Origin of the sequence: Micromonospora sp. NPDC049497 (assembly GCF_044465805.1) — a bacterium.
GTDB lineage: Bacteria > Actinomycetota > Actinomycetes > Mycobacteriales > Micromonosporaceae > Micromonospora.
Genome location: NZ_JBITMC010000008.1, coordinates 233,227 through 243,318, shown reverse-complemented (window position 1 = coordinate 243,318; position 10,092 = coordinate 233,227). Strand labels below are relative to the sequence as shown.

The window sequence follows — 10,092 nt, the reverse complement described above, 5'->3', positions numbered from 1 at the left end:
CTTCGGGGGTCAGCACCCTGGGCCGAGGGGGATCGGCACACGGGTGCGAGGCACCATCCGGCGCTCAGAAGATGTCGGGGGATCGGCACACGCTCACCGGAGCAGGGGGTTGCTCGTCCGCGGTGCCAGGGGGATGTAACGACCGGCTACCCGCCGTCATTCCGGGGGGCCGGGGACCCGCATGTCGGCGGTCCTGTGTTCGTCGAGGGGATTCAACGACCGGCCGGCCACCATCATTCCGGGGCCGGGCGGCCCACGCCCGAGGGCTGTGCGTCCTGCTCGATCGTCCACCAATGTAACGACCCCCGGCCGGCCACGATTCCGCCGCCGGGATGCCCCCGGTCACACCCCAAACCGGACATCCGGGCCGAAGCCGGACGTGGCGGCGGGGGTGCCGGACGGAGATCCACTCGACATCATTGATATCGGGGTGTCCGGATGCCTCGGATGCCCCGACATCATAGACCTCGAGTGGATGTTGCTTCCCGTCCCGAATTACGGATTGAATCGGCCACATCTTGGACACATCGAACGCGCGAACCGACCCGGCGGCTGTGCATCGTGATGTCACCCAGACATACATGTCTCCCTGACATCACGTGCCGGTCGTCTGTCGCCTCCCGCGGACCTCCCCGAGGGTGGCGGGGCCCCTCTTAACACCGCAGCCAGGTCCAGCAACCGGCCCGGGGTAGGCACTGCCCCGACGACGGGCGGACGGCTGAGGCCAGGAGGCAGGCCCCGCCGACCCAGACATACCGCCCATACCTGTCACACCGAGTCGGCGCCGTGGACTCACGGCGAAACACCGTTGAGGCCCGGCTCTGGCGGTATCGGCGGCGACCGGCGTTACTCTGACAGCATGCAGGCGCTCTTCCCCACCGCGCCCCCGACGCCCACACCGGCCGCGGGGGACGTTCGGGCGCGCGTCGCGGGACACACCCACCTGGCGCGTCCCGGCCGGCCGGCGGTGGTGACGCGGACCCTCACCGAGCTGGCGGGGCCGACCCGTGGCGTGGTGGAGCTCCCGGTACGGCTCATGTGGGCCAGCGAGCGCAGCTTCGACCTCGCGGACCCGGACGACCTTCTGTGGATGTACGAGAACGTCCTGCGGGAAACCACCCGGACCGACGACCTCCGGCGGCTCGTCAACGGTCGTACGCTGCGCCGGGTGTGGCCCCTGCTGAACCTGCCCCGGGGCGTACGCCAGGCGTGGGAGAGTCGCCACCGCGGTCTGCGTACGGCGTGAGCACGCCCCACCCCCACGAGTTCTACCGCGAGGTCGCCCGCGTCGCCCTGTCCGCCGCCGGACGGCACCGCTTCGTGCTCGGTGGCGGGGTGGCGTGGGCGGCGCACGGCATGGTGACCCGACCGACCGAGGACGTCGACCTGTTCGCCGACGTCGAGGGCGCCGCCGCGGCGGCGGCCGACGAGGTACGGGCCGTCCTCGAGGCGGCCGGCTACACGGTGCGCGACGCCGATCCGGACAGCGGGGTGGCCGAGCTGTTCGACGGCCTCGACCGGGACCTCAGGGACTTCGTGGTGAGCCGGGACGGCCGCCGGATCCGGCTCAGCCTCGCACGGCTGGACCGGCGGCGCAGCCCGGTGGTGATGGGCCTGGGACCGGTGATGGACGTCCGGGACCTGGTGGCGAACAAGACCGCCGCCCTGGTCAACCGGCGGGAGGTCCGCGACTACGTCGACGTCGCGGCAGCCCGGGACCACTACGACGTACCCGAGTTGCTGGACCTCGCCCGCCAGCTCGACCCGGCGCTGGACCCGGACGACGTCCGGGCCGCCGGCCGGTACCTGGACCGGCTGCCCGATCGCCGTTTCGCCCGCTACGGCCTGGACGCCGCCGCGGTAGCCGAGGTCCGCGCGCGCCTCGCCGACTGGCCGCGCTGACGCCCACCACGAGCGCCGCGCGGCCCGCCGCCGGTCACTTGGTGGGGCGACCGCCGGTCACGCCGAGGACCTCACCGGTGACGTAGCTGGACTCCTGGGAGGCGAAGAAGACGTACGCGGGCGCCAGCTCGGCCGGCTGACCCGGCCGACCCTCCGGCGTGTCCTGGCCGAACTTCTCCACCTTCTCCTGCGGCATCGTCGCCGGGATCAACGGGGTCCAGACCGGGCCGGGCGCGACGGCGTTGACCCGGATGCCCTTCTCCGCCAGATCCTGCGCGAGCGCCTTGGTGAAGTTGGCGATGCCGGCCTTGGTGGTGGCGTAGTCCAGCAGCTGGGGTGACGGGTCGAACGCCTGGATGGACGTGGTGTTGATGATGGCCGAGCCCTCCGCGAGGTGCGGCACGGCGGCCCGGCAGAGCCAGAACATGGCGTACAGGTTGGTCTTGAGGACCCGGTCGAACTGCTCGGTGGAGATGCCGAGGATCCCCTTGTCCTGCGCCATCTGGTAGGCGGCGTTGTTGACCAGGATGTCGATGCCGCCCAGGTCGCGGACGGCCCGGTCGACCAGTTCCTGGCAGTGCCGTTCGTCGGTGATGTCGCCGCGGACCGCGACGCCCCGGCGGCCGGCCTCCTCGACCAGGCGCACGGTCTCCCGGGCGTCGGAGTCCTCCTCCTCCCCTAGGTAGGAGATGAGCACGTCGGCGCCCTCCCGGGCGTACGCGATGGCGATGGCGCGGCCGATGCCGGAGTCACCGCCGGTGATGAGCGCCCGCCGGCCCTCCAGCTTGCCGCTGCCCCGGTACGAGTCCTCGCCGTGGTCCGGCTTCGGGGTCATCTCGGCCGTCGACCCGGGCGGCGACTGCTTCTGCTTCGGTTGGCCCTCCTGCTGGCCGTACTGGCTGGTCGGGTCCTGCGGCGTGTACTGGTCCTCGCTCACCGGCGTCTCCTTCTCCCGCACCTGTCGTCCCTCACCGCCCTACCCCCGGTCGCCGGGCGGAAACGGCGACCGGTTTATGGTGCGCCCGGTGTCCACGAGACGCCGTACCCCCATGGAAAGGCATGGCATGACCCCCTCCTCCGGCCCGTCCCGCCGCCAGGTCCTGGCCGCCGCCGCGGCAGCCGCCGGCGCCCCCCTCGTCGCCGGCCTCCCCGCCGGTGCCGCCCAGGCGGCGGGGCCGCAGACCTGGGACCTGACCGTCCTGGGCACGTCCGACACCCACGGCAACGTGCACAACTGGGACTACTACCGCGACGCCGAGTACGACGACAGCGCCCACAACGACGTCGGCGTCGCCAAGCTGGCCACCCTGGTCAACCAGATCCGCGCCGAGCGCGCCGGCCGGGCGACGCTGGTGCTGGACGCCGGCGACACCATCCAGGGCACTCCCCTGGCCACCTACTACGCCAAGCAGGAGCCGATCACCGTCACGGGTGAGACGCACCCGATGGCCAACGCCATGAACGTCCTGCGGTACGACGCGGTGACCCTCGGCAACCACGAGTTCAACTACGGGCTCCCGCTGCTGGCGACCTGGATCAACCAGCTCGGCTTCCCGGCCCTGGCCGCGAACGCCCTCAACGCGGCCACCGGCAAGCCGGCCTTCCTGCCGTACGTCATCAAGAAGGTCTCCCTCGGCGGCCCGGACTCCCCGACGATCCGCGTCGGCATCCTCGGCCTGACCAACCCCGGCACGGCCATCTGGGACAAGGGCAACGTCGAGGGCAAGCTGGTCTTCGCCGACATGGTCGAGACCGCCCGCACCTGGGTGCCGATCATGCGCGAGCGCGGCGCCGACCTCGTCCTGATCTCCGCGCACGGCGGCGACAGCGGCACCTCCAGCTACGGCCCGGAGCTGCCGAACGAGAACCCGTCGGCGCTGATCGCCGAACAGGTGCCGGGCATCGACGCGATCCTGTTCGGGCACGCCCACCGCGAGGTGCCGCAGCGTTTCGTCACCAACACCGCCACCGGCGCGCAGGTGCTGCTCTCCGAGCCCTCCAAGTGGGGTCAGCGCCTCACCCGGATGGACTTCACCGTGCGCAAGGTCCGCGGCCGGTGGACGGTCGTCGACAAGAAGGCCACCACCCTCAACACCAACACCGTGGTCGAGGACCCGGCGGTCCTCGCGGCCGTGCGCGCCCAGCACGCGAAGACCGTCGCGTACGTCAACCAGGTCGTCGCCCGGTCCACCGTGGAGCTGTCGGCGGCGGAGTCCCGGTACCGGGACACCCCGATCCTCGACTTCATCAACCACGTACAGGCCGAGGTGGTCCGCACGGCGCTCGCCGGCACCGACCACGGCAGCCTGCCGGTGCTGTCCATCGCGGCGCCGTTCAGCCGGACCGCCGTCTTCCCCGCCGGGGACGTCCGGGTCCGTGACGTCGCCGGGCTGTACGTCTTCGACAACACCCTGGAGGCGGTCGTCCTCACCGGCGCCCAGGTACGCGCGTACCTGGAGTACTCGGCGAAGTACTTCCAGACCCTCGCCCCCGGCGCGCCGGTCGACCTCGCGACGATCAACGACCCGAACGTGCCGGACTACAACTACGACGTCATCTCCGGCCTGGAGTACGACATCGACATCTCCCGCCCGGTCGGCCAGCGGATCACCCGACTGGTCCCGCCCGGCACCGCCACCCCGGTCGCGGACGACGCGCGGTTCGTGGTGGCGGTGAACAACTACCGGCGCAGCGGCGGCGGCAACTTCCCGGGCATCGTGACCACCCAGGTCTACAACGAGGGGCAGGAGATCCGTCAGCTGCTCATCGACTGGGCGCAGGCCCGGGGCGTCATCGACCCGGCCGACTTCTTCCAGCCGAACTGGAAGCTGGTGCGCGAGGGCACGCCGGTCTTCTGACCCGGAACCCTTTCGACGGGCCGTGGGCGTGGACGCCCGCGGCCCGTCGCCGTTCTCGGGTTCAGCCGTGCCGCAGGTCCCACCGCACGGGGTCGTCGTCGGGCTCCGGCCGGTCCCGGCGGGGGTCGGTCTCGGTCAACTCGACCCGCTCCTCCGGTCGGGCCGCCGGTGGCAGCACCCCGAAGCGGACGTGCCGGAGGAAGGCGTACTCGTCGTCGGTGAACGGCTGTCCGACCTCGGCCATGGCGCTCCCCCTTCTCGGCCACTCCATTGTCGGCTCGCCGGGCCCTCGGAGCCAGTGCCCGGGTTGCCTGTTCCGTGCGCGGCCGGTCCGCTGCGCCACCACCCCTAGAGCATCCTAGGATCCTGAATCGATAGTCGGGCGTGGTTGTTAAGCGGGGGCCCTTCCTCTACCGGAGGCGTTAAGAGGGGGCCCTTCCTTGCACCCGGTCCAGCAGGGCGAGGGCGGCCCGGACCGGGGCGCGGGTCAGCGTCTCGTCGAAGCTCGCCGTTCCCTGGCAGAAGCGCACGAACATGTGCCAGCCCGGCGGGGTGGCGAGCACCGCGTGGAACACCCCCGGCCGGCGGGCGAACACGTCCAGCAGCCGGTGCCCGGCGCGCATCGACGGCAGCAGATCGGTGGCCACCGCCCGCTCGTAGCCGGCCAGGTCGCCGTCGACGACCGCCCGGCCGGCGAGGGCGCCGGAGCGCAGGGCGTAGCTGATGCCCTCCCGGCTCCACGGCTCCAGCAGGCCGGCGGCGTCCCCGGCCACCAGCACCCGGTCCCGCCGCAGCGGCGAGTCCGCCGTACGGCAGCGGGTCAGGTGCCCCGAGTCGTGCGCCGGCTCGATCCCGGCCAGGCCCAACCGGTCGACGAACGCCCGGAGGTAGGCGCGGGTCCGCTCCCCCGCGCCCCGCGCCGCGATGACCCCGACCGTCAGCAGGTCGTCCTTGGGGAACACCCAGGCGTACGACCCGGGCAGCGGCCCCCAGTCCAGCAGCACCCGGCGTCGCCAGCGGTCCCGCTCGGCCGGCGGAACCGGCAGTTCCAGTTCCAGCCCGAGGTCCACCTGCCGGTGCCGGACCCCCACGTGCCGGGCCGTCACACCCGACGAGCCGTCCGCGCCGACCACCGCGCGCGCGGACACCGCCGACCCGTCGGCCAGCCGCAGGCGTACGCCCTCGGGCTCCTGCTCCACCGCGCGCACCGCGACGCGCTCGCGGACCTCGGCCCCGGCGGCGACCGCGGCGGCGCGGAGCCGGTCGTCGAACTCCTCCCGGCGCACCATCGTCACCAGCGGCCCACCCGGATGGTGGCGGGTGAACCCGCGTCGCCCGTCCCGGGTGAACGTCACCCGGTCGACCCGGTCGTGCGCGGGCACCTCGATCCGGTCCCGCACCGCGGCGAGCGACGTGCCGATCAGGCCCCCGCCGCACGTCTTGTAGCGCGGGTGGGCGGCCCGTTCGAGGACCACCGTGCGCACTCCGGCGCGGGCGGCGACGTACGCGGCGGAGAGCCCTGCGGGGCCGGCGCCCACCACGGCGAGATCCCAGACGACCACCGGTGCAGCCTAGGGCAGACCGGCGGCACCGGCTCGCCGGACACGATCCGGCCCCACCGCCACGACCGCCCAATCGGGTGGGCATCTTCGGTCGGCCGGCGGGTAACCGACGTCCGACAGGTCGCCCGCGCCCTCCGCGCGGGGCGCCCTCGGCCTCGGTGCGGGTGGCCCGCGCCGGCGGCGGAGACCCGAGGAGGAAACCATGCAGCAGGTGCAACTGTCGGACGTCGAGGCCCAGGTGTACGACGCGGTCGCGACGCTGGAGGCGCGCGGTCAGGTGCCGTACCCGGACCTCATCGCCCAGGAGACGGGGCTGACCGAGGACCAGCTCCGCGAACCCCTGCACCAGCTCACCGAGAAGAACCTGCTGCACCGGGAGGACTCGCCGATGGCCGGCCTGGACTTCGGACCCCGGTTCTGCGCCCGCCAGATGGCGTGACGGTTCGGCCCCCGCCGTCGGGGTAGCGGTCAGCCATGCATGATCGCCGTCCCCCGGGGGCCGACCCCACCGCTGCGCCGGACCGGAGACGGTGGACGGCCCTCGGCGTCGGCCTGGTCGCCGCGTTCATGACCCTGCTCGACGTGAGCATCGTCAACGTCGCGGTGCCGTCGATGGAACGCGCCCTGGACGCCTCCCCCAGCGACCTGCAGTGGGTGCTCTCCGGGTACGCCCTCACGTTCGGCCTGGTGCTGGTGCCCGCCGGCCGCTACGGCGACGCCCGGGGTCGGCGTACCGCGTTCGTCGTCGGCATCGCCCTGTTCACGGTCACCAGCGCGCTCGCCGGACTGGCACCCTCCCCGCAGTGGCTGGTCGCCGCCCGGCTGCTCCAGGGCGCCGCCGCCGGCATCGTGAACCCGCAGGTCACCGGCCTGATCCAGGAGCTGTTCCGGGGACCGGAGCGGGCCCGCCCCTTCGGGCTGCTCGGCGCCACGATCGGCATCTCCACCGCCGTCGGGCCGCTGCTCGGCGGCCTGCTCATCGCGCTCGGCGGCGCGGAGCACGGCTGGCGGTGGGTCTTCTTCGTCAACGTGCCGGTCGGCGTCCTCGCCGTGGTGCTCGGCTGGCGGCTGCTGCCCACCCGCCCCGCCGGGCGACCCGACCACCGGCGGCTGGACCCGGTGGGCGTCGTACTGCTCGGCCTCGGGGTGGTGCTGGTCCTGCTGCCGCTGGTCCAGGAGCACTGGCGGAACCCGGCGAAGTGGCTGCTCGTCCCGGCCGGGCTGGGCACGCTGGTGGCGTTCGGCCTCTGGGAGCGGTGGTACGGCCGACGCCAGGAGCCGCTGTTCGACCTGCGGCTGTTCGGGCTGCGGTCGTACCTGCTGGGGGCCGTCATCGCGCTGGTCTACTTCGGCGGGTTCACGGCCATCTTCTTCATCTACACGCTCTACCTGCAGAACGGGCTCGGCTACAGCGCTCTCGCCGCCGGCCTGGCGATCACCCCGTTCGCGCTGGGGTCGGCCGCGACGTCGGCGCTCGGCGGTCGGATCGTCAACCGGTACGGGCGGCCACTCGTCGCGGTCGGCCTGCTCACCGTGGTGGTCGGACTCGTCGCCGTGGTGCTGGTGCTGGCCGTGGTGCCCGACGACGCGCCGGTGGGCTGGTGGACGGCCGCGCCGCTGCTGGTCGCCGGCCTGGGCAGCGGACTGGTCATCGCGCCCAACCAGACCCTCACGCTCGCCGACGTACCGGTCCCGCAGGCCGGCAGCGGAGCGGGGATGCTCCAGACCGGTCAGCGCATCGGCTCCGCCGCGGGCATCGCCGCCGTCGGTTCGGTCTTCTTCTCCTCGCTGGCGGCCGGCGCCGGCGACTGGTCGGCCGCCTTCCGGCACTCGCTGCTGCTGGCGGCCGGCATCATCGCCCTCGCGCTCGTGGCCGCTCTGGTCGACGTGCTGCACCACGGTCGCCGGTGACGCCGGGGTGGAGACGGCGCTGGCCGGCACCCGTGTTCGGGTGCCGGCCAGCGGGTCGTTACGGGGTCAGCTGTTCCAGTGCTCGGCGACGAGGTCGGCGGCCTGCTGCTCCCACTGGGCGTAGTGGAACGGGTAGGCCGACACCTGCACGGTCTGGGCGGCCTCGGTCAGCGGCATGTCCTGCCAGCCGTCGACCTGCTTCAGACCCTTCAGGAACGCCATCGTCGAGTACTCCGGGTCGGTGATCTGCTCGACGGTGCCCCAACCCGAGCTCGGACGCTGCTGGAACAGGCCCTGCGAGTCGTGGTCGTTGCGCTCACCCAGGTGACCCAGGTTCTCCAGCTTCGACTCCTGCAACGCGGTCGCGATCGACACCACCGCGGCACGCTCGTCCATGTCGGCCTTCTTCGTCGCCGCGATGATCGCCTTCACGTTGGCGACCTGCTCGTCGGTCAGGTCGATGCGGGACTGCTTGCCCTGCACACCGTGCGGGATCAGCTTGCCGGTGTCCGGCTTGTCGGCCTGCGCCGCGACGCTCGTCGACCCGACCGGGCCGGCGGCCATGGTGGTGACCGGACCGGCGACCATGCCACCGGCGAAGGCCAGACCAGCGATACCCAGAACGCTCTTACGCATGATCGTGTTCATCAGAGAAGCTCCTCGGGGGTTGGCGCCCTACCGGCCAATGGGGGGAAGCCACAGCAGGGCGCAAGCACCGTCCGGCGCTCGGAGGAATCAGATCGGCACGCTCACCGAGCAGGGGGTCTGCTCGTCCGCGGTGCCAGGGGATGTAACGACCGGCTGCCCGCCGTCATTCCGGGGGCCGGGGATCCGCGGGTTGCGCGTCCTGCTCGATCGTCCGCCATGTGTAACGACCCCCGGTCGGCCATGATTCCGCCGCCAGGATGGCCCCGGTCACACCCGAACCGGACACCACGGACAGGCACCCCAGACGCGACCGGCCGGCCCCCGTTGCGGGGACCGGCCGGTCGGATCGTGCTGGTGTCACCAGAGCTGGGAGACGATGTCCGCCGCCTGCTCCTCCCACTGCGCGTACGCGTACGGGAAGGCCGAGACCTGCACCGTCTGCGCGGCTGCCGTCAGCGGCAGGTTCTTCCAACCGCCGACGTTCTTGAGCGCGGTGAAGAACGCCGTCGCCGAGTACTCCGGGTCGGTGATCTGCTCGGGCGTACCCCAACCCGACGACGGGCGCTGCTGGAACAGGCCCTGCGAGTCGTGGTCGTTGTAGGCGCCGAGGTGGCCCAGGTTGTAGAGCTTCGACTCCTGTAGCGATGTGGCGATGCCGATCACCGCACCCCGCTCGCCGACGCCGGTCTCCTTGGCCACCTCGATGATGGCCTTGGCGTTCTCGCGCTGCGCGTCGTCCAGCGGGATCCGGGACTGGGCGCCCTCGACCCCGTGCGGGATCAGTTCGTCCCGGGTGGGCTTGCCCGTGTCCGGCTTGCCGGTGGTGACGCCGGTGGTGAGGCCCGACTCGCCGGTCACCGCCTCGTCTCCGTCGCGGCCGGTGGCCTTGTCGATGGCGGCCACGGCACCCTCGTGGGGTCCGCTGACCACCGGGGCGGCCACGGCGGTCGGCCCGAGGGCCAGTGCGCCGAGGGCGGCCACGCCGGCCACGCTGAACGTGAGCTTGCGGTTCGAGTCCTTCGCGATGGCCGTGAGCCATCGAGTGAAGTCGTCCTTCACGATGTGCCCTTTCGGTCAGGCGAAGCGCTCCGGAATGAGCACTCCTCGGGGGAACTGCGGCGCCGGAGGGGGTTTGGGTTCCGGCGGTACGGGGGACACAACCAGCTTGCACCCGGCGAACATTCCGTGATCCGGGGCAGGCGCGTGGGCTG

At 72.4% G+C, this 10,092-nt stretch carries 10 protein-coding genes; 5 read left to right on the top strand and 5 right to left on the bottom strand.

Annotated features, from left to right (window positions below; all coding sequences use genetic code 11):
- The first annotated feature begins 859 nt into the window (after positions 1–859).
- Positions 860–1,246 (top strand): hypothetical protein, encoded by a 387-nt coding sequence (locus ACIBR0_RS14790; RefSeq protein ID WP_396715772.1) that lies wholly within the window; start codon positions 860–862, stop codon positions 1,244–1,246.
- A complete protein-coding gene (locus ACIBR0_RS14785; RefSeq protein WP_396715770.1) occupies positions 1,243–1,902 on the top strand; it encodes a nucleotidyl transferase AbiEii/AbiGii toxin family protein in 660 nt (219 codons plus the stop codon). The genes ACIBR0_RS14790 and ACIBR0_RS14785 overlap by 4 nt, the downstream gene beginning before the upstream one ends.
- A 34-nt stretch (positions 1,903–1,936) precedes the next feature.
- On the opposite strand, the gene ACIBR0_RS14780 is transcribed toward ACIBR0_RS14785, so the two are convergent.
- Positions 1,937–2,839: an SDR family oxidoreductase gene (locus ACIBR0_RS14780; RefSeq protein WP_396715768.1), complete on the bottom strand. Its 903-nt coding sequence runs from the start codon at positions 2,837–2,839 to the stop codon at positions 1,937–1,939.
- 127 nt (positions 2,840–2,966) lie between these two features.
- Between ACIBR0_RS14780 and ACIBR0_RS14775 the strand changes: the two genes are divergently transcribed.
- Positions 2,967–4,760, top strand: coding sequence for a bifunctional metallophosphatase/5'-nucleotidase (locus tag ACIBR0_RS14775; protein ID WP_396715766.1), 1,794 nt, complete (start codon positions 2,967–2,969; stop codon positions 4,758–4,760).
- 61 nt (positions 4,761–4,821) lie between these two features.
- Here ACIBR0_RS14775 and ACIBR0_RS14770 read toward each other — a convergent pair whose 3' ends face one another.
- Positions 4,822–5,004: a hypothetical protein gene (locus tag ACIBR0_RS14770; RefSeq protein WP_396715764.1), complete on the bottom strand. Its 183-nt coding sequence runs from the start codon at positions 5,002–5,004 to the stop codon at positions 4,822–4,824.
- Positions 5,005–5,182: 178 nt separating this feature from the next.
- Positions 5,183–6,322, bottom strand: coding sequence for a geranylgeranyl reductase family protein (locus tag ACIBR0_RS14765; RefSeq protein WP_396715762.1), 1,140 nt, complete (start codon positions 6,320–6,322; stop codon positions 5,183–5,185).
- 202 nt (positions 6,323–6,524) lie between these two features.
- Between ACIBR0_RS14765 and ACIBR0_RS14760 the strand changes: the two genes are divergently transcribed.
- On the top strand, positions 6,525–6,761 hold the full coding sequence (locus tag ACIBR0_RS14760; RefSeq protein ID WP_357041718.1) for a hypothetical protein: 237 nt from the start codon (positions 6,525–6,527) through the stop codon (positions 6,759–6,761).
- Between the two features lie 35 nt (positions 6,762–6,796).
- Positions 6,797–8,233 carry an MFS transporter gene (locus ACIBR0_RS14755; RefSeq protein WP_396715760.1) on the top strand — a complete coding sequence of 479 codons (1,437 nt, stop codon included), beginning with the start codon at positions 6,797–6,799 and terminating at the stop codon, positions 8,231–8,233.
- Positions 8,234–8,299: 66 nt separating this feature from the next.
- Here ACIBR0_RS14755 and ACIBR0_RS14750 read toward each other — a convergent pair whose 3' ends face one another.
- The gene (locus ACIBR0_RS14750; protein WP_396715759.1) at positions 8,300–8,881 is read right to left on the bottom strand and encodes a hypothetical protein; all 582 of its coding nucleotides are present in this window, start codon (positions 8,879–8,881) and stop codon (positions 8,300–8,302) included.
- A gap of 357 nt (positions 8,882–9,238) precedes the next feature.
- Positions 9,239–9,940 carry a hypothetical protein gene (locus ACIBR0_RS14745; RefSeq protein WP_396715757.1) on the bottom strand — a complete coding sequence of 234 codons (702 nt, stop codon included), beginning with the start codon at positions 9,938–9,940 and terminating at the stop codon, positions 9,239–9,241.
- Positions 9,941–10,092 lie beyond the last annotated feature (152 nt).

What these genes read in the sequence shown, in the direction of transcription:
- ACIBR0_RS14790 (WP_396715772.1), top strand. Translation starts at nt 860, where the DNA reads ATGCAGGCGCTCTTCCCCACCGCGCCCCCGACGCCCACACCGGCCGCG.
- ACIBR0_RS14775 (WP_396715766.1), top strand. Translation starts at nt 2,967, where the DNA reads ATGACCCCCTCCTCCGGCCCGTCCCGCCGCCAGGTCCTGGCCGCCGCC.
- ACIBR0_RS14770 (WP_396715764.1), bottom strand. Translation starts at nt 5,004, where the DNA reads ATGGCCGAGGTCGGACAGCCGTTCACCGACGACGAGTACGCCTTCCTC.
- ACIBR0_RS14760 (WP_357041718.1), top strand. Translation starts at nt 6,525, where the DNA reads ATGCAGCAGGTGCAACTGTCGGACGTCGAGGCCCAGGTGTACGACGCG.
- ACIBR0_RS14755 (WP_396715760.1), top strand. Translation starts at nt 6,797, where the DNA reads ATGCATGATCGCCGTCCCCCGGGGGCCGACCCCACCGCTGCGCCGGAC.
- ACIBR0_RS14750 (WP_396715759.1), bottom strand. Translation starts at nt 8,881, where the DNA reads ATGAACACGATCATGCGTAAGAGCGTTCTGGGTATCGCTGGTCTGGCC.